Consider the following 16,365-nt stretch of genomic DNA (forward strand, 5'->3'; position numbering starts at 1 on the left):
ATCCGCTCCAGCGACCATCATCCGCTCCAGCGACCATCGCGCGAGGTCTTCCGGCGACGGATCATGACCACCAACGCCGGGGCCGCSGACAACGCCCGCGCCTCSATCGGCTTCGGCCGGGGCAAGGTCGAGGGCGAGGACGACAAGGCCATCCAGCGCCTGTTCGCGCCSGAGTTCCGCAACCGTCTSGACGCCATCGTSGCSTTCAAGGCGCTGGACKCCGAGACSATCAAGTCGGTGGTGACSAAGTTCATCATCCAGCTGGAGGCYCAGCTGGCGGACCGGAACATCACCATCGAACTGACCGACGAGGCGGCCGACTGGCTGGCCAAGAACGGCTTCGACGAACTGTATGGCGCGCGGCCWCTGGCCCGGGTCATCCAGGAGCAYATCAAGAAGCCGCTGGCCGACGACATMCTGTTCGGACGCCTGACGCGCGGCGGCCATGTGAAGGTSACCCTGACYGACGGCAAGATCGCCTTCGACGTCAGCGGACCCAGCGCGGCCCAGACCAAGGCGGTCGAGGCCCAGGCCGCGGACTGACCGGCGTCGTCCGCCGCAACGATCGAGGCCCCGGCGGCGACGCCGGGGCCTTTTTCTTTGTCGCGGGCGGGGGCAAGGTCCCGGCGGAGCGGAGGAGCGGACCATGAAGAGCGGCGCGGGGCTGACCGAACGGCAGCGGAAATGGTTCGCCACGGTCGAGGCCAATTTCGAAACCGCCACCGGACGGCCGGTGGCGGTCTGGGTCGACATCCTCAAGGGCTGTCCGGAGACCCGGCCCAAGGCCCAGGCGGCTTGGCTGAAGGCGACGCACGGCCTCGGCGCCAACCACGCGGCCCATATCCTCAGCGCCGCGCGGCCGGCGGACGCCATGGGCTGGGACGACGCCGAGGGCCTGCGCGCCGCCCTGTGGGCGGAGCCGCGCTCGCTGGCCATCCTGGAAGCGCTGGAGCGCGCGGCGGCGGGGGTCGAGGGCGTCATCTCCGGCCAGCGGAAGGGCTACACCTCATTCTCGCGGGCGGTGCAGTTTGCGGCGATCCGGCCGCTGAAGGGCGGACGGGCCCTGCTCGGGCTGAAGCTGGATCCCGCCCTGTCGCCGCGGCTGGCTGAGGCTGTCCGCAGGGAGAGCTGGTCGGAGCGCCTGTCGGCCGTCGTCGAGCTGGATGGGCCGGGCGCGGTCGATGCCGAGATCGGCCGCCTGTTCGCACAGGCGGCCGACAACGGTTAGTCGGCGGTCTAGCGGCGGCGGCCGATGCCGCCCAGCAGGATGGCCAGACCGGCGACGATGCCGGTGGTCAGCAGCGGCTTGCGGCGGGCGAAGTCGAGGCCCTGGCGGGCCTTGTCCTGGTACTGGACCGGGGCCTTGGCGACGAGGCCGTCGAGGCCGTCGATGACGCGGCCATAGGCGTCGCGGGCCTGGCCCTTGACCTCGTTGAACTTGCCCTCGAGCTGCAGCTTGCTGTCGCCGGTCATGCGGCCGAGCCCGGACTGGGCCTTGCCTTCGAGTTCGGTGGCGGCTCCGTCGATGCGTTGGTCGGTCATGCGAGAATTCCTTGCTGTGAACAGGGCGGGGAGGCCTGCAACCGAAGCGTACGTCGGGGCCCGCGGTTCCTGCGGCAAGAGGTCCGGCGCGGATGTTTTCTGCGGCGGTCCAGGTCTGGCGTTCCTTCGCCGGCGGGGAGAGGAGGAATGGGTTACCCCACCTTCACCCGCGTCGCCGCCTCGGGCAGGTCCTCTCCGAACGCCCGCTGGTAGAACTCTGCGATCGTCGGCCGTTCCAGCTCGTCGCATTTGTTCAGGAACGTCAGCCGGAAGGCCAGGCCCACGTCGCCGGCGAAGATGATGGCGTTCTGGGCCCAGGTGATCACGGTGCGCGGGCTCATCACCGTGGAGATGTCGCCGTTCATGAAGGCGTTGCGGGTCATGTCGGCGACGCGGACCATGGCGGCGATGCGGCGGCGGCCCTCGGCGTCCTGCCATTCGGGGACCTTGGCGGCGACGATCTCGGCCTCGACGTCATGGTCGAGGTAGTTGAGCGTGGTGACGATGTTCCAGCGGTCCATCTGGCCCTGATTGATCTGCTGGGTGCCGTGGTACAGGCCCGAGGTGTCGCCGAGACCGATGGTGTTGGTGGTCGAGAACAGGCGGAACCACTTGTTCGGGCGGATGACGCGGTTCTGGTCCAGCAGGGTCAGGCGGCCCTGGGCCTCGAGCACGCGCTGGATGACGAACATCACGTCGGGACGGCCGGCGTCGTATTCGTCGAAGCACAGGGCGATCGGGCGCTGGATGGCCCAGGGCAGCATGCCCTCGCGGAATTCCGTGATCTGTTTCCCGTCCTTGAGGACGATGGCGTCCTTGCCGACCAGGTCGATGCGGCTGACGTGGCTGTCGAGGTTCACCCGCACCATCGGCCAGTTCAGGCGCGCGGCGACCTGTTCGATATGGGTCGACTTTCCGGTGCCGTGATAGCCCTGGACCATGACGCGGCGGTCGAAGGCGAAGCCGGCGCAGATGGCCGTCGTCGTCTGCGGGTCGAAGCGATAGGCCGGGTCGATCTCGGGCACATGGCTGTCGCGCTCGGTGAAGACCGGCACGACCATGTCGGAGTCGACGCCGAAGATCTCGCGCACCGTGGCGCGGCGATGCGGTTCAAGCGTCAGCAGGGGATCGGGGGTGGCGTCGAGCGGGGAGGTCATGAGGGTGCGATTACCGCACCGTCACCGGGTGGTCGAGGCCCATGCCGACACGAAGGCCCGCATTGAGCGCGAACGGCAGGTGCGAGAGCAGGGGCGGGACCACGCCCTTGAGCCAGTCGGCCAGCGGCGAGGTGTTGCGGATCAGGTTGGTCAGGCCGCGCACGCGCTCGACGACGGCGGCGTCGACGGGGTGGCGGATGCGGTTGTAGTCCTCGAGCCGGCCGGCCTCTCCGTTCAGGAAGTCGGCGGCGCAGGCGGCGTAGACGAAGGCGTCCTCGATGCCCAGGTTCATGCCCCGCGCGCCCATCGGCGAATGGATGTGGGCGGCGTCGCCGGCCAGGCAGATGCGGCCGACGGTCATGCGCTCGACCATGCGGTGCGAGATGCGGAAATCGCTTTCCCAGTGGATGGTCCCGACGGTCCATTCGGACGGCAGGTTCTCCAGCAGCGGGCGGCCGAAGCCGATCAGGCGGAAGGTCTTGCCCGAAAAGGGCAGGGCCAGCAGGACGCCCTCGTCGTGCAGGTCGACCCAGCCCTGGTCGGGCTGCAGCCCGTCGATGTCGACGTCCATCAGCTGCCATGGCTCGTCCCAGCCGTCGCCGGGGAAGTCGAGGTCCAGCGCCTTGCGGACGGTGGAATGCGCGCCGTCTGCGGCGAGAAGCAGGGGCGCGGTGATGGTCTCGCCGTGGGCGAGAGTCGCGGTGACGACGTCACCGGTCTGCGACACGGCGGTCAACGCACTGCCGCGCTCCGGGGCGACGCCGAACGGGGCGAGGGCTTCCGTCAGCAGGGCCTCGGTGCGGGCCTGGGGCAGGATGACCATCGGATGGGTCGCGCCCAGCGCCTTCCAGTCCGGCCTGACGGTCGTCAGCGGCTTGCCGTTGTGATGCACGAACAGGGTCCGCAATTCCTGCGCCTCGGCGAGGATGCGGGCGGTCACGCCCGTTTCCTCCAGCAGGACGTGGGTGCGCGGATTGACGCCCAGCGCCTTGGAGGTCCGGATCGGCTCAAGGGCCGCCTCGATGATGCGGACGGGCACGTCGCGCCGGCTGAGGAACAGCGCCGCGGCCAGTCCCGCGGGACCGGCGCCGACGATCAGGACCTGGGGCTGGGCCGCCATGACACGAGCCTAGATCGGAGCCGCGGACGGCTCAATCGGGAACGGCGCGTCAGGCCTTGTCGGCGGCGCGGCGAACGGTGCGGGCCCGCAGGAGCGCCGAAACCAGGGCGCCGAGCCTTGAGCCGAGGTCGTGGAGGTCGAAGGTGTGCAGGTCGCTGCCCCGTTCGCTGGCGAACCAGCGGGAAATCCGGGCCTTGCGGTTATTGCGGCGCGGGAATTTGCCGAACATGCGGGGGTAGCGCCTCCAAGCGCCGCGGATACCTCAAACCGTTCCGAAGAACGTTGGTTGCATCCGGGGCGTCAGCTCGCCAGCCCCGCCTTTTTCAGCGTCTTGTAGGCCTTGATGACGCTCTGCAGCTTGGCCTCGGCGCCGCGATCGCCCTGGTTCAGGTCGGGATGGAAGCGTTTCAGCATCTCGTGATAGCGCGCCTTGACCCCGGCCTTGTCCGTGCGGGCGTCGAGGTCGAGCACCGTCAGGGCCGCGCGCTCCAGCTTGCCGAGGCGAAGCGTGTCCTCGCCCGCGGGCCCGGCCTGCTCCTTCATGCGGCGGCCGAACAGCCCGAAGCTGTCCTGCCAGCTGCCGGTCCCCTTGTTATTGGCCGTGCCCATCTTCGAGGCGAAGGCGGCGGCCTCGCGGCTGAACTTTCCAGCTTTCATTTCCCAGGTCGGGCGACCGCCGGTCATGGCCTCGTTTTCCTTGGCCGCGCGGACCTCGCCGTCGCTCATGCCGGCGTAGAAATTCCAGCCCTTGTTGTACTCGCCCGCGTGGCGCTGGCAGAAATCATAGAAGTCGTTGAGCCGTTCGCGCGACTTGGGCGCCCGGGCCGTGGCGGGGGCGCGGCAATCGGGCCAGTTGCAGGCCTTCTCGCCGGGCTTCAGATGCAGGACGTCGGCCTCCGCCGCCTCCTCCTCGGGGCGCGGCGGCTTGATTCGCATGTCCTTGAAGCGGGGCTTGTATTCAAACTCGGATGACATCGGCGCCAGTGTAAGGTCGAATTGGTCACCAACAAGGACACAGCCATGCCGGAAGGCCCGATTGCGACGATTATCCGGGAAAAACTGACGGCGGGCCTGTCTCCCGCGCGTCTGGTGATCGAGGACGACAGCGGTCGGCACGCCGGACACCACCACGAGGGCGGACTGGATGGCCGGCCCGGGGGCGAAAGTCACTTCAACCTGACCGTGGTGTCGGCGGTGTTCGAGGGGCTGGGACGGGTGCAGCGTCAGCGGGCGGTCAACGACCTGTTGCGGGCCGAACTGGCGGGGCCGGTGCACGCCCTGTCGATCCGGGCGCTGACGCCGGCGGAAGCGGACGCGTGACGTTCGTCGAACCTCGACCTTGCAGAAATGTAATCGTTCATCTCGTCTTAGAGACTTCCCCATAGCGTTCGGCCCCGGGACCTAAAGGGGGCTGGGCGCGCGCATGGTGGAATCCGACGGCATCGGCAAGTCCATGAACGGCGAGCCGGGCGCTGGCGAAGCCGCGCAGGCGCTCCGTGCGATCCTGCAGACCCAATACCTGCGCTATATGATCATCGGCACATGGGCGCTCGGCCTGCTTGCCACGGTCGGCCTGGGCACCGCCGCACTCTGGTTCCTGGGGACAGTCGCCGCCGGCGCCGTCCGGGGCGCGGTCGAGAAACGCATCAGCGACCGGGTGGGCGCGGGCTGGGGCCTGGTGTTCCCCGCCGTGGCGACGGCGACCACCGCCGCATGGGCCACGGCGCCCTTGCTGGCCTGGTTCTCGGGCGCAGAGTTCGGCCACTCGCTGGCGATGGCCCTGCTGGTCTCGGGCTATGTGCTGGTGTTCGCCCAGCTGCGCAGTTCGCCGCGCCAGGCCATCGTGATTTCCTCGCCTTACGGCGTCGCCGCCCTCGTCATCGCCGCCAGCCTGTGGGGCACGCCGATCTTCTGGCAGTTCCTGGCCGTGGTGCCGTTCACCGGCGCGGGTCTGGTCGTCCTGGTCATGATGACCATGCTGCGGGAAGAACGCATCCGCGCCTTCCAGGAGCATCAGGCGCATCTGATCGAGGAGCTTGAAACGGCCCGCGACCGGGCGAACGCCGCCAACGAAGCCAAGTCCAGCTTCCTGGGCGTCATCTCCCACGAGTTGCGCACGCCCATGAACGGCGTCCTCGGCGCCGCCCAGCTGCTGGGCGCCACGCGTCTGGAGCAGACGCAGCGGGAGTATCTGTCGATCATCCGCAACTCCGGCGACAATCTGCTGAGCCTGCTGAACGACATCCTGGACATGACCAAGATCGAAGCGGGCAAGATGACCTTCGAGATCATCGACGTGTCCATCGACGACCTGCACAAGCGCGTCACGGGACCGTTCCAGGCCCAGGCCGAGGCCAAGGGCCTGACCTTCGCGACCCGTTTCGAGGGCGATATTCCCTCCGTGGTTCGCGGCGACCCGCTGCGGGTCTGTCAGGTCATCCACAATCTGCTGTCAAACGCCGTGAAATTTACCGACCGCGGCGACGTCACCTATGTCGTCCGCGGCGAACGTCTGGCCGAGGACCGGATCCGGTTCGACTTCGCCGTGACCGATTCCGGCGCCGGCATTTCACCGGAAGACCTGGCGCGGCTGTTCCAGCCGTTCACCCAGGTCGACGGCTCCTCGACGCGGCGTTTCGGCGGCACGGGCCTGGGCCTGACGATCGCCCGCCGCATGGCCAACATCATGGGCGGCGACATCACCGTGACGTCTGCGGTGGGCGCCGGCTCCACCTTCACCTTCTCGGTCGAGTCCGAGGTCGTCGAATGGGCGCGTCAGGAGGCGGCGGAACCGATCCACGCCGAGGTGGCCGACGGCCAGGCGCTGAACGTCCTGGTGGTCGAGGACCACCCCGTCAACCGAATGATCTTGGAGGCCTGGCTGGGCTCGGCCGGACACGCCTCGACCAGCGCCGAGAACGGCCAGGTCGCCGTCGCCATCGCGGCGGATCAGACCTTCGACCTGATCATCATGGATGTGAACATGCCGGTGATGGACGGCCTGACCGCCACCCGGGCCATTCGCGCGGGGGACGGAGCCAACCGCGAGACGCCGATCGTCGTTCTGTCCGCCTCGGCGCGGAGCGAGGACCACGCCGCCGGCCTGGACGCGGGGGCCGACGCCTATCTGAACAAGCCGATCGACTTCTCGGCCCTCGCCCATCTGATGAACCGCGTCGGCGCGGGCCGGGCCGGCCTCCGCAGCTGCGTCGAGAACCCCCAGGCCGCCGCGGCCTGAGCGCCAGTCGCTCCCGATAGCGTTCCAAAGGCGACCGCCGTCTGAACGACGGATGACCACGGGCGTTCACATCCGGCTCAAGGGCGGGGGACCAGAGTGCGGCCAAGTCGAAATCCTTCGGCCGCATCTGGAGACATCGGATGAAGAAGATTCTCACCGCCGCCATCGCCGCCACGCTCGCCCTGAGCTCGCTCGGCGTGGCCTCCGCGGCCGAAGCCCAATCGCGCGGCCATCACGAACACCGCCAGAACGGTCACGATGATCGCCGTGATGACCGCGGCGACCGCCGGGATGACCGCAGCGACCGCCGCGAATGGCGTCAGGACGCCCGCGAGGACCGTCGTGAGGCCCGTCAACAACAGCGCGCCTACGCTCGCTGGCAGCGGGCCGAGCGCCGCTACAACGCCGGCCGCTACCAGGCGCCGCGCGGATACCAGACCCGTCAGTGGGCCTATGGCCAGAGCATGCCGTCCTCCTACCGCTCGGACCAGTATGTCGTGGACGACTACGCCCGCTACGGCTTGCAAGCCCCGCCCCGCGGTTATCAGTACGTCCGCAGCGGCAATGACGCGGTCCTGTCCAACACGAACAGCGGCCTGATCGCCGCGGTGATCGCGAGCCTGTTCAACTAGACGGCTCCACGCCGGTGGACATGACGCCCCGGAGGGAAACCTCCGGGGCGTTTTCCGTTTGGGTCGGAGACACTTACATGAGGTCCGATGCGCGCCTTCGCCGAACTGCTGGACCGACTGTCGCTGACGGCGTCGCGTAACGCGAAGCTGGTGCTGCTGCGGGACTATCTGAGAGCGACCCCCGATCCGGACCGGGGCTGGGCGCTGGCGTCCCTGACAGGCGAGCTGAGCTTCGACGCGGCCAAGCCGGCGATGATCCGCAAGGCGGTCGAGGCCCGCGTCGATCCGGTGCTGTTCAGGTGGTCCCACGACTATGTCGGCGACCTGGCCGAGACGGTGGCGCTGATCTGGCCCCGCTATCCTGACTACCGGCCCAACCGGGAGCCGGACCTGGGGGAGGTGGTGGAGGCCCTGCGCACCGCCGGTCGGGGCGAGGTCAAGGATTTGCTGGAAGGCTGGCTGGACGCTCTCGAGCCCAAGGGACGGTGGGCCTTGCTGAAACTGATGACGGGCGGGCTGCGCGTCGGACTGTCAGCCCGCCTGGCCAAGACGGCGGCGGCGATGATGCGCCCCGCCGCCGTCAGCGAACCGCCGGATCCCGAAGGCGCGGAGGCCGTGACCGCGCTTGAGCCCGTAGACGCCTCGGACATCGAGGAAATCTGGCACGCGCTGGAGCCGCCCTACGCGGACCTGTTCGCCTGGCTGGAGGGAAGGTCCGAGCGCCCGAGCGGCGACGCCCCCGGCCGGTTCCGGCCGGTCATGCTGGCGGTGGCCATCGACGAGGCGGTCGACTTCCCCCGCCTGTCGCCCGCCGATTTCGCCGCCGAGTGGAAATGGGACGGCATCCGCGTTCAGGCGGTGCGCGAGGCCGGGGTGCAGAAGCTGTATTCGCGGACCGGCGACGAGATTTCCGGGGCCTTCCCCGATGTCATGGCGGGGCTGGCGTTCGAAGGCGCGCTGGATGGAGAGCTGGTGGTCTGGCGGGAGGGAGGGGTGGCGCCGTTCGGCGACCTGCAGCAGCGGCTGAACCGCAAGACGGTCGACGCTAAGACGATGGCGGCCTTTCCGGCGGCGATCGTGGCCTATGACATCCTGGCGGATCAGGGAGAGGACCTGCGGGCCCTGCCGCTTCGGGATCGGCGGGCGCGGCTCGAGGCCGTCGCCGGGCAGGGCGGGGACCGCCTGCACCTCTCGCCGGTGGTGACATACGCAAGCTGGGAGGACCTCGCGGTCCTGCGCGCCGATCCGCCCGTGGGGGCGGCGGCCGAGGGGCTGATGCTGAAACGCTGGGACAGTCCGTATGTGGCCGGCCGTCCCAAGGGGCCGTGGTTCAAGTGGAAGCGCGATCCGCACGTCATCGACGCGGTCCTGATGTACGCCCAGCGGGGTCACGGAAAGCGGTCCAGCTTCTATTCGGACTACACCTTCGGCGTCTGGACGGAGGAGGGGCCGCTGACCCCCGTCGGCAAGGCCTATTTCGGCTTCACCGACGAGGAGTTGAAGCAGCTCGACAAATTCGTGCGGGACCACACGGTCGAGCGGTTCGGCCCGGTGCGCTCGGTCCGGGCCGAGCGGGACTTCGGCCTTGTGCTGGAGATCGCCTTCGAGGGGCTGAACCGGTCGACGCGGCACAAGTCCGGGGTGGCGATGCGCTTTCCGCGGGTCAGCCGCATCCGCTGGGACAAGCCGGCGCGCGAGGCGAACACCATCGCCGACGTCATGGATCTGCTGGACGCGATCGAGAGCGGCGGCGGACGGATCGCTCAGCCGGCGGCGGGCTGACTCCGGCTCCGCCATGACGGGTCGCGCTGGTCGGTCAGGCCGCACAGTTGCAGGAAGCCGATCACGGGAACCTCGCGGCGCGGCTCGGCTCTGGCCAGAAACAGCTGCGGCGGCGCTTCGGCCCGCACCGTCAGGGGCAGCACAACCCACGACCGGGGGAAGGGGCGCACGTCGATGTTCGGATCGGCCTTCAGATGCGGGCAGTACCGCAGCGACCGGGTCGAACAGGCCTTGTGCAGGGGGGCGATGGCGCCGGCGTCGACGAGGACCCGGTCGTCCTCGATGTCGGCCGGAAGGGCGCCCCCGCGTCCGGTCGCGCGCAGGGCTCCCGCCGTGAACGGGTGCGCGACCTGGGTGTAGCGGTCTTCCGGCGACGTCGGCTTTCCGCACATCGGGCACAGCATGTCGCGAACCGACAGCCGCTGCCGCACCGCATGGTTCTGCGAATACAGCGGCTTTCCGTGGCCGGCGTGGTCGGCCTGGACGATGGCCAGCGCGCCGTTCACCGAAGGGCAGGGCCGCACGCCCAGCACCGGCTCGCCGGTCCAGCTGGTGACCCAGGGCACGTCGACGCCGACCTTGAGAGCCGAAAGTTTCGCGGAGTCGGTCATGGTCATGGTCTAGAATGGCGGCGGTCCGGCCAGAAGCGGAAATGCAGGGGCCGGGGTTCCAAATCAGGGCCAAGGCGTTAGACCCGGCTCATGTCCTCCCCCGTCGCTCCCCTGAACGAGGCGGTTTCCGCCGGCCAGAAGGCCGCCGCGGTGGACGCCGTCATGATCGCCAAGCTGACCGACATGGCCGGCGATTTCGCGGTCAATCTGACCGTGGCCCTGATCATCCTGATCGCGACGGTCTTCATCTCGCGCTGGGCCTGCGGCCTGACGCGCCGGGCCCTGTCCCGCGTGCGGGGGTTCCGGCACGATCCGACGGTGCTCAGCTTCGCCGTGCAGGTGGTGCGGGTGCTGGTCTACATCATCGGCCTGATCGCCGTGCTGCAGCGGCTGGGCGTGCAGACGACCTCGATCATAGCGGTTCTGGGCGCCGCCTCCCTGGCGGTCGGCCTGGCCCTGCAGGGGACGCTGTCGAACGTGGCGGCGGGCGTGATGCTGCTGATCCTGCGGCCGTATCGCGTCGGCGACCTGATCGACGTGGGCGGACGGGTCGGCACGGTCCAGCGCCTGGACCTGTTCCTGACCCAGATGTCGGACGCCAACAACGTCAAGATCGTCGTCCCCAACGCCAAGGTGTTCAGCGACACCATCCTGAACCTGTCCGGCCAGAAGACCCGGCGGATGGAGCTGAAGATCAGCGTCGGCTACGGCGACAATCTGAACACCGCGCGGGAGGCGCTGATCGGCGCCGCCTCGGCGCATGAACACGTCCTGGCCGATCCCGCGCCCTGGGCCGGGGTGACGCTGCTGAAGGACAGTGCGGTCGAGATGACGCTGCAGGCGTGGACGAAGTCCGACGACTACTGGCAGGCCAAGGCCGACGTGTTTCAGGCCGCCAAGGAGGCGCTGGACGCCGCCGGGATCGAAATCCCGTTTCCCCATCAGGTCGCCGTGCCCTATGGCGGGAACATCCCGGCCGAGGCGTCTCCGGCGCGCAAGGCGGGGCGGGGTACGTCCAGCGATCCGTCGCCGGGCGACGCCCATCAGGACAGCGGCAGCGAGGGCTGAGGCGTGCGCTACGATTTCGGATCCGACAATACGGCGGGCATGGCGCCGGCGGCGATGCAGTCGCTCATCGAGGCCAACGACGGCTTCGCCCGGGCCTATGGCTCTGACGACGTCACGGCGCGCGCCGCCGACCTGATCCGCCGCCGGCTGGACGCGGACGCGGACATCCGCTTCGTCTTTTCGGGCACGGCGGCCAACGCCATCGCCCTGTCCATGCTGGCCTGGCCGCACGAGGCGGTGCTGGCCCATCACGCCGCCCATGTGTGCACGGACGAGACCGGCGCGCCGGGCTTCTTCGGCTCGGGCGTGGGCCTGATCGGCCTGCCGGGCTTTTCGGGCAAGATCGATCCGCTGGCGCTGCACGCCGCCCTCGACGAGCCGGAGGTCGGCCATCGCCAGCCACCGGCGGCGCTGAGCCTGACCCAGTCGACCGAATACGGCACGGTCTACACCGAGGAAGAACTGCGCCACCTGATCGAACCGGTGAAGCTTAAGGGCTTCGGCGTGCATATGGACGGCGCCCGGCTGGCCAATGCGGCGGCGGCGGGCTTCGACCTGACCCAGATCGCGCGGCTGGGCGTGGACGTGCTGGTGTTCGGCGGGGCCAAGGCCGGAGCCAATTGCGCCGAGGACCTGACSCAGATCGCGCGGCTGGGCGTGGACGTGCTGGTGTTCGGCGGGGCCAAGGCCGGMGCCAAYTGCGCCGAGGCCATCGTCATGTTCGACAAGAGCCTGTCGCGRCGSATCGACAATCGGCTGAAACAGGCGGGGCAGACGGCGTCCAAGGCGCGCTTCCTGTCCGCGCCCTTCCTCGGTCTGCTGGAGACCAACGCCTGGGAGGACGGCGCCGCCCACGCCAATCTGATGGCCCAGCGGCTGGCGGCCGGCGTCGCCGCCCGCTCGCCCTTCACCCTCGCCCATCCCGTCGAGGCCAATGCGGTGTTCGTGCGCATGCCCCCCGCGGCGCACCAGCGGCTGAACGACATGGGCTGGGCCTGCTACCGCTTCGACGACGGTTCGGTCCGGTTCGTCTGCTCCTGGGCGACCGAAGAAGCGGCCGTCGACGAGGTCATCGAGGCCATCTCCACGCTTTAGGCGCCGCCGGGCGCTTGAAGCGTCACCGGGAGTTCCTAACTTGGAACAAACCGGGACCCCGGGCCGTTCGAAGCCCGAGCGCCGGTCCGGCGTCAACTGCCAGGGGCGGACCAGATGAACGCGCCATCGCCCATCCCCGACGGGATCGCCGGGGACCTGACGCGCTATCGCGAGGTCCGGGCGGCCATGCCCGCGCTGGCGACCGGTCTCGGCGCCGAGGATCTCTCGGCCCAGTCCATGCCCGACTGCAGCCCGGGCAAATGGCATCTGGCGCACAGCAGCTGGTTCTTCGAGGCCCTGATCCTGGCCGGGGAGCCCGGCTACCAGCCTGTCGATCCGCGGTTCCAGACCCTGTTCAACAGCTATTACGAAGCCCTCGGCCCGCGTGTGGAGCGCGGCGAGCGCGGCCTGATGACCCGGCCGTCGCTGGAGGAGGTCCTCGCCTATCGCCGCGAGATCGACCGGCGCATGACGGCCTGGCTGGGGCAGGGGGATGCGGACCCCCTGCGCCGCTATCTGTTCACCCTGGGCCTGCATCACGACCAGCAGCATCAGGAGCTGTTCCTGATGGACCTGCTGAACCTGATGTCGCGCTCGCCGCTGGATCCCGCGGCCTATGACCGGACGCCGCGTTCGAGCCCGCTGGAACCGCCGCGCGGCGGCTGGACGCGCTGCGACGGCGGCCTGGTGGAAATCGGCCACGGCGGCGCGGCCTTCGCCTTCGACAACGAGGGGCCGGCCCATCGCGTCTGGCTCGAGCCCTATGCGCTGGCCAACGATCTGGTCACCAACGGCGACTGGATCGCCTTCATCGAGGATGGCGGCTACGCCCGTCCGGAGCTGTGGCTGGCGGACGGCTGGGCGATGGTGAAGGCCGAGGGCTGGACCGCGCCCCTGTACTGGCGCGACGAGGCGGACCGCCGGACGCGGATGACCCTGACCGGCCGCGTGGACGTCGATCCGGCCGAGCCGGTCGCGCATGTGAGCTTTTACGAGGCCGACGCCTACGCCCGCTGGGCCGGCAAGCGGCTGCCGAGCGAGGCCGAGTGGGAGCATGCGGTGCGATGCCGCCCCGACGCCTTCGCCTTCGCCAACGCCTTCGGCGAGGCCTGGCAATGGACCGCCAGCGCCTACGCCCCCTACGCCGGTTTCCGGCCGACCGAGGGCACGGCCTCGGAATACAACGGCAAGTTCATGGCCAACCAGATGGTGCTGCGGGGTTCGTCCTTCGCCACGCCGCCGGGCCACGCGCGGGTCACGTACCGCAACTTCTTCTATCCGCATCAAAGGTGGGCGTTCATGGGACTGCGACTGGCCGAGGACGCCCCGGCGCCGCTGAAACGGGAAAACGAACCCGGCGAAACCGCCCGTTTCCGCAGGGACCTGATCGCCGGGCTCTCCCGCTCGCCCAAGGTCGCCTCGCCGAAATGGTTCTATGACGCCGAAGGGTCGCATCTGTTCGAGGAAATCACCCGGCTGCCCGAATACTATCCGACCCGGCAGGAAGCGGCGCTGTTGCGTCGCGTGGTGTCGGAATGGGCGGGCCGGTTCGGCCCGGACGCGGTGCTGGTCGAGTTCGGCTCGGGCGCCAGCGAGAAGACGCGGATCGTGCTCGATGCGGCCCCGGACCTGTCCGCCTATGTGCCGATCGATATCAGCGCCGACGCCCTGGACGCGGCCGCCCGGCGGATCGCCGAGACCTATCCGACGCTGAAGGTCGCCCCCCTGGTCGGCGATTTCCTGCATCTGGGAACCCTGCCGGCGGGGATCGGCCAGGGCCGGCGGGTCGGCTTCTTCCCAGGTTCGACCATCGGCAATCTCGAGCCGGAAGAGGCTGTCGCCTTCCTGAAGGCCGCGCGCTCGCTCCTGGGCGACGACGCCCTGTTCATTCTCGGCGTCGATCTGGTCAAGGCGCCGGAGACGCTGATCGCCGCCTATGACGACGCCGCCGGCGTGACCGCGGCCTTCAACCGGAACCTGCTCGTCCGGGCCAATCGTGAACTCGGGGCCAATTTCGACGTCGACGCCTTCGCGCACAGGGCCGTCTGGAATCCATCGCAGTCACGGATGGAGATGCATCTGGAGGCGACGCGCGACATGACGGTCGACCTCGACGGCCAGGTCATCCGGTTTGTCCGGGGTGAAACGATCCACACCGAGAACTCACGGAAATTCAGCGAGCAATCCGTGCGCGACCTTACGGGGGCGGCGGGTTGGTCCGTGGCTGCGTTCGAAAAGGGCGAGGAGCCCGCCGTGGCGCTGGCGCTCCTGGAGGCCTGACGCCACAAGGGACGGCGCCCTTGCGGACGCCGTCCCTCTGTTGGTCTGGATCGCGCGTCAGTCCGTCGCGCCGGGCTCGCGAACGCGAGAGCCGTGGGAGGCTTCACCCCCCTTGCGGCCGGCCTGTGCGGCGAGGCTGCGGTCCTGGGAGAAGCTGCGTTTCTCGCTGGGCACGCTGGCCCCGCCCTTGCGGGCGATCTCGCGCTGACGTTCCGGGTCCATCGAGGCGAAGCCCCGTTTGGACACGCCCGAGGCACGTGTGGGCTGACCTTGAGCCATCTGGGTTTCCTTTCGTGGCGGCGGTGGCGGTTGCTGGACTGAACCCTCCCGTCCGCGTCCGGTTCCGGCGTCCCGGTCACGGAATTGCGAACGAATCACAGGGTTTGCGTCATCACCCGCCATAGGGACGGGCGTCACCCGGCTCGCCGCCGGGAACATCCTGTTGCGGCATTTCCTCCGGAGCGGCGCCCGGATCCATGTCCGGCCCCGGCGTTTCCGGCGGCATGATCTCGGGCTGGCCGCCCGGGCTGTCTGGCTCGATATAGGTCATCGGGGTCTCCTTGCTGGAGAGGAAACGTCCCGCGGCAGGAAGCTGTTCAATCACGTTTCGGGAGGGCCGCGTTTTGCCCGGAACCCGGTCCCCTGGCGGCGGTTTGACCGGCTTACCCCCCACAGCCCGCAGGAGCCCTTCCATGACCGAGACCTACACCGGCCAGACCAACGTCGAGGACATCGAGGACGCCGCCGAAACCACGGCCGCGCTGGAGCGTCAGGCCGACGCCATTCTGGCGGAGGACGAGGCCCGGAGTTTCGGCGCGCGGCCGCTGCACCGGGCGATCCCCGAGGATGCACGGCATGCGCGCGACTGGGGCCGGGCCCGGGCCGAACGTTTGCGCGGGGCGGTCGAGGCGGAGCCGGTCAAGGCGACCCTCTACGCCCTCGGCATCGGCGTGGTGATCGGCCTTCTGGCCGCACGCTAGCCGCCCGCGCGCCAGGACAGGCGCATCAGGACGGGCCGGACGCCGGGCGCGCGATCGGCGCCCGGCGCATCGCCTCGTCCGAGACGAACGGATTGGTCCGGCGCTCGGCCCCGAAGGTCGAGGTCGGGCCGTGCCCCGGAACGAAGGCGACATCGTCGCCCAGCGGCCAGAGCTTCGTCGTGATCGCGTTCAGCAGGCTGGCGTGGTCGCTGCGCGGGAAGTCGGTGCGGCCGATGGAGCCCTTGAACAGGACATCTCCGACCTGGGCGAACCGGGCGGCGCGGTTGAAGAAGATGACATGGCCCGGCGTATGCCCCGGGCAGTGCCAGACCTCCCAGGTCGTCTCCCCCAGGGTCAGCACGTCGCCGTCGGCCAGCCAGCGGGTCGGGGTGAAGCTGCGGGCGTCCGGCAGGCCGTACATCTGGCCCTGGGCGGGGATGCCGTCGATCCAGAACTGGTCGTCCGGGTGGGGGCCGATGATGTCGAGGCCGGTCTTCTCCTGCATCTCCGCCGCGCCGCCGGCGTGATCGAGGTGGCCGTGGGTGATCCAGATGGCGTCCAGCGTCAGTCCCTGGCTGGCCACCGCGGCCAGCAGGGCGTCGACCGAGGCCCCCGGATCGATGACCGCGGCCTTCATCGTCTTGCGGCACCAGACAAGGGTGCAGTTCTGCTGCAGCGGCGTGACCGGGAAGACGGCGACGCCGATGGGGGCGGGGGAGGGGCTCATGGGGTCTGGATAGCGCGCCTTCGCCTCAATCGAAACCGTCCCTTGCCCCGCGTCTCACGTTGACCTTTGGGACCGTCCTCGACATAAGGGCGGGCTTCAAAGGCGCCGCCTCCAAAGGGCGGCCCTTGTTGCT

18 protein-coding genes and 1 pseudogene are annotated in these 16,365 nt (G+C 69.3%); 10 read left to right on the plus strand and 9 right to left on the minus strand.

What is annotated here, in order from left to right; genetic code table 11:
- Positions 1 to 543, plus strand: a pseudogene (locus ASD25_RS24955) (hypothetical protein); the annotation flags it as partial.
- Positions 544 to 646: 103 nt separating this feature from the next.
- Positions 647 to 1,228, plus strand: a complete 582-nt coding sequence (locus tag ASD25_RS24960; RefSeq protein ID WP_055832550.1) for a DUF4287 domain-containing protein — start codon at positions 647 to 649, stop codon at positions 1,226 to 1,228.
- Positions 1,229 to 1,236: 8 nt separating this feature from the next.
- Here the strand turns inward: ASD25_RS24960 and ASD25_RS24965 are convergent, their stop codons facing one another.
- The 5 genes from ASD25_RS24965 to ASD25_RS24985 all read right to left on the minus strand — a co-directional run bounded on the left by ASD25_RS24965 (position 1,237) and on the right by ASD25_RS24985 (position 4,794).
- A complete protein-coding gene (locus ASD25_RS24965) occupies positions 1,237 to 1,542 on the minus strand; it encodes a CsbD family protein (RefSeq protein ID WP_055832552.1) in 306 nt (101 codons plus the stop codon).
- Between the two features lie 152 nt (positions 1,543 to 1,694).
- Entirely contained in the window at positions 1,695 to 2,699 is a 1,005-nt protein-coding gene (gene cobS / locus ASD25_RS24970; RefSeq protein ID WP_055832554.1) for a cobaltochelatase subunit CobS, read from the minus strand.
- A 10-nt stretch (positions 2,700 to 2,709) separates the two neighbouring features.
- A complete protein-coding gene (locus tag ASD25_RS24975; RefSeq protein WP_055832556.1) occupies positions 2,710 to 3,819 on the minus strand; it encodes an NAD(P)/FAD-dependent oxidoreductase in 1,110 nt (369 codons plus the stop codon).
- A gap of 49 nt (positions 3,820 to 3,868) precedes the next feature.
- On the minus strand, positions 3,869 to 4,048 hold the full coding sequence (locus ASD25_RS24980; protein ID WP_055832558.1) for a hypothetical protein: 180 nt from the start codon (positions 4,046 to 4,048) through the stop codon (positions 3,869 to 3,871).
- 71 nt (positions 4,049 to 4,119) lie between these two features.
- Positions 4,120 to 4,794 (minus strand): J domain-containing protein, encoded by a 675-nt coding sequence (locus ASD25_RS24985; RefSeq protein WP_055832559.1) that lies wholly within the window; start codon positions 4,792 to 4,794, stop codon positions 4,120 to 4,122.
- A 45-nt stretch (positions 4,795 to 4,839) separates the two neighbouring features.
- On the opposite strand from ASD25_RS24985, the gene ASD25_RS24990 reads away from it, so the two are divergent.
- From ASD25_RS24990 to ASD25_RS25005, 4 genes are all read left to right on the plus strand, one after another.
- A complete protein-coding gene (locus ASD25_RS24990; protein ID WP_055832652.1) occupies positions 4,840 to 5,139 on the plus strand; it encodes a BolA family transcriptional regulator in 300 nt (99 codons plus the stop codon).
- A gap of 103 nt (positions 5,140 to 5,242) precedes the next feature.
- Positions 5,243 to 7,057, plus strand: a complete 1,815-nt coding sequence (locus ASD25_RS24995; protein ID WP_055832562.1) for an ATP-binding protein — start codon at positions 5,243 to 5,245, stop codon at positions 7,055 to 7,057.
- Between the two features lie 140 nt (positions 7,058 to 7,197).
- A complete protein-coding gene (locus ASD25_RS25000; protein ID WP_055832564.1) occupies positions 7,198 to 7,689 on the plus strand; it encodes an RcnB family protein in 492 nt (163 codons plus the stop codon).
- 87 nt (positions 7,690 to 7,776) lie between these two features.
- Positions 7,777 to 9,471 (plus strand): cisplatin damage response ATP-dependent DNA ligase, encoded by a 1,695-nt coding sequence (locus tag ASD25_RS25005; protein WP_055832565.1) that lies wholly within the window; start codon positions 7,777 to 7,779, stop codon positions 9,469 to 9,471.
- Here the strand turns inward: ASD25_RS25005 and ASD25_RS25010 are convergent.
- A complete protein-coding gene (locus tag ASD25_RS25010) occupies positions 9,453 to 10,082 on the minus strand; it encodes a hypothetical protein (RefSeq protein ID WP_055832655.1) in 630 nt (209 codons plus the stop codon). The genes ASD25_RS25005 and ASD25_RS25010 overlap by 19 nt on opposite strands.
- Before the next feature lie 90 nt (positions 10,083 to 10,172).
- On the opposite strand from ASD25_RS25010, the gene ASD25_RS25015 reads away from it, so the two are divergent.
- The 3 genes from ASD25_RS25015 to egtB all read left to right on the plus strand — a co-directional run bounded on the left by ASD25_RS25015 (position 10,173) and on the right by egtB (position 14,525).
- Positions 10,173 to 11,150, plus strand: a complete 978-nt coding sequence (locus ASD25_RS25015; protein WP_082560207.1) for a mechanosensitive ion channel family protein — start codon at positions 10,173 to 10,175, stop codon at positions 11,148 to 11,150.
- A gap of 3 nt (positions 11,151 to 11,153) precedes the next feature.
- Positions 11,154 to 12,245: a low specificity L-threonine aldolase gene (locus tag ASD25_RS25020; protein WP_082572624.1), complete on the plus strand. Its 1,092-nt coding sequence runs from the start codon at positions 11,154 to 11,156 to the stop codon at positions 12,243 to 12,245.
- Positions 12,246 to 12,359: 114 nt separating this feature from the next.
- Complete coding sequence (egtB, locus tag ASD25_RS25025) at positions 12,360 to 14,525, plus strand: ergothioneine biosynthesis protein EgtB (protein ID WP_055832567.1); 2,166 nt, start codon at positions 12,360 to 12,362, stop codon at positions 14,523 to 14,525.
- A 57-nt stretch (positions 14,526 to 14,582) separates the two neighbouring features.
- Here the strand turns inward: egtB and ASD25_RS25030 are convergent, their stop codons facing one another.
- Complete coding sequence (locus ASD25_RS25030; RefSeq protein WP_055832569.1) at positions 14,583 to 14,804, minus strand: general stress protein; 222 nt, start codon at positions 14,802 to 14,804, stop codon at positions 14,583 to 14,585.
- A 112-nt stretch (positions 14,805 to 14,916) separates the two neighbouring features.
- Positions 14,917 to 15,075, minus strand: coding sequence for a hypothetical protein (locus tag ASD25_RS31410; protein WP_200943720.1), 159 nt, complete (start codon positions 15,073 to 15,075; stop codon positions 14,917 to 14,919).
- A 142-nt stretch (positions 15,076 to 15,217) separates the two neighbouring features.
- Here ASD25_RS31410 and ASD25_RS25035 point away from each other — a divergent pair, with 142 nt between their 5' ends.
- Positions 15,218 to 15,505 carry a hypothetical protein gene (locus tag ASD25_RS25035; protein ID WP_055832570.1) on the plus strand — a complete coding sequence of 96 codons (288 nt, stop codon included), beginning with the start codon at positions 15,218 to 15,220 and terminating at the stop codon, positions 15,503 to 15,505.
- A gap of 25 nt (positions 15,506 to 15,530) precedes the next feature.
- On the opposite strand, the gene ASD25_RS25040 is transcribed toward ASD25_RS25035, so the two are convergent.
- Positions 15,531 to 16,232, minus strand: coding sequence for an MBL fold metallo-hydrolase (locus ASD25_RS25040; protein WP_055832572.1), 702 nt, complete (start codon positions 16,230 to 16,232; stop codon positions 15,531 to 15,533).
- Positions 16,233 to 16,365 lie beyond the last annotated feature (133 nt).

Source organism: Brevundimonas sp. Root1423, from assembly GCF_001426805.1.

Coding starts and splice junctions, on each gene's coding strand:
- ASD25_RS24965 (WP_055832552.1), bottom strand. CDS start 1,542: ATGACCGACCAACGCATCGACGGAGCCGCCACCGAACTCGAAGGCAAG.
- ASD25_RS24980 (WP_055832558.1), bottom strand. CDS start 4,048: ATGTTCGGCAAATTCCCGCGCCGCAATAACCGCAAGGCCCGGATTTCC.
- ASD25_RS24985 (WP_055832559.1), bottom strand. CDS start 4,794: ATGTCATCCGAGTTTGAATACAAGCCCCGCTTCAAGGACATGCGAATC.
- ASD25_RS24990 (WP_055832652.1), top strand. CDS start 4,840: ATGCCGGAAGGCCCGATTGCGACGATTATCCGGGAAAAACTGACGGCG.
- ASD25_RS24960 (WP_055832550.1), top strand. CDS start 647: ATGAAGAGCGGCGCGGGGCTGACCGAACGGCAGCGGAAATGGTTCGCC.
- ASD25_RS25005 (WP_055832565.1), top strand. CDS start 7,777: ATGCGCGCCTTCGCCGAACTGCTGGACCGACTGTCGCTGACGGCGTCG.
- ASD25_RS25035 (WP_055832570.1), top strand. CDS start 15,218: ATGACCGAGACCTACACCGGCCAGACCAACGTCGAGGACATCGAGGAC.
- ASD25_RS31410 (WP_200943720.1), bottom strand. CDS start 15,075: ATGACCTATATCGAGCCAGACAGCCCGGGCGGCCAGCCCGAGATCATG.
- ASD25_RS25000 (WP_055832564.1), top strand. CDS start 7,198: ATGAAGAAGATTCTCACCGCCGCCATCGCCGCCACGCTCGCCCTGAGC.
- ASD25_RS25030 (WP_055832569.1), bottom strand. CDS start 14,804: ATGGCTCAAGGTCAGCCCACACGTGCCTCGGGCGTGTCCAAACGGGGC.
- cobS (WP_055832554.1), bottom strand. CDS start 2,699: ATGACCTCCCCGCTCGACGCCACCCCCGATCCCCTGCTGACGCTTGAA.
- ASD25_RS25040 (WP_055832572.1), bottom strand. CDS start 16,232: ATGAGCCCCTCCCCCGCCCCCATCGGCGTCGCCGTCTTCCCGGTCACG.
- ASD25_RS25015 (WP_082560207.1), top strand. CDS start 10,173: ATGTCCTCCCCCGTCGCTCCCCTGAACGAGGCGGTTTCCGCCGGCCAG.
- ASD25_RS24995 (WP_055832562.1), top strand. CDS start 5,243: ATGGTGGAATCCGACGGCATCGGCAAGTCCATGAACGGCGAGCCGGGC.
- ASD25_RS25010 (WP_055832655.1), bottom strand. CDS start 10,082: ATGACCGACTCCGCGAAACTTTCGGCTCTCAAGGTCGGCGTCGACGTG.
- egtB (WP_055832567.1), top strand. CDS start 12,360: ATGAACGCGCCATCGCCCATCCCCGACGGGATCGCCGGGGACCTGACG.
- ASD25_RS24975 (WP_055832556.1), bottom strand. CDS start 3,819: ATGGCGGCCCAGCCCCAGGTCCTGATCGTCGGCGCCGGTCCCGCGGGA.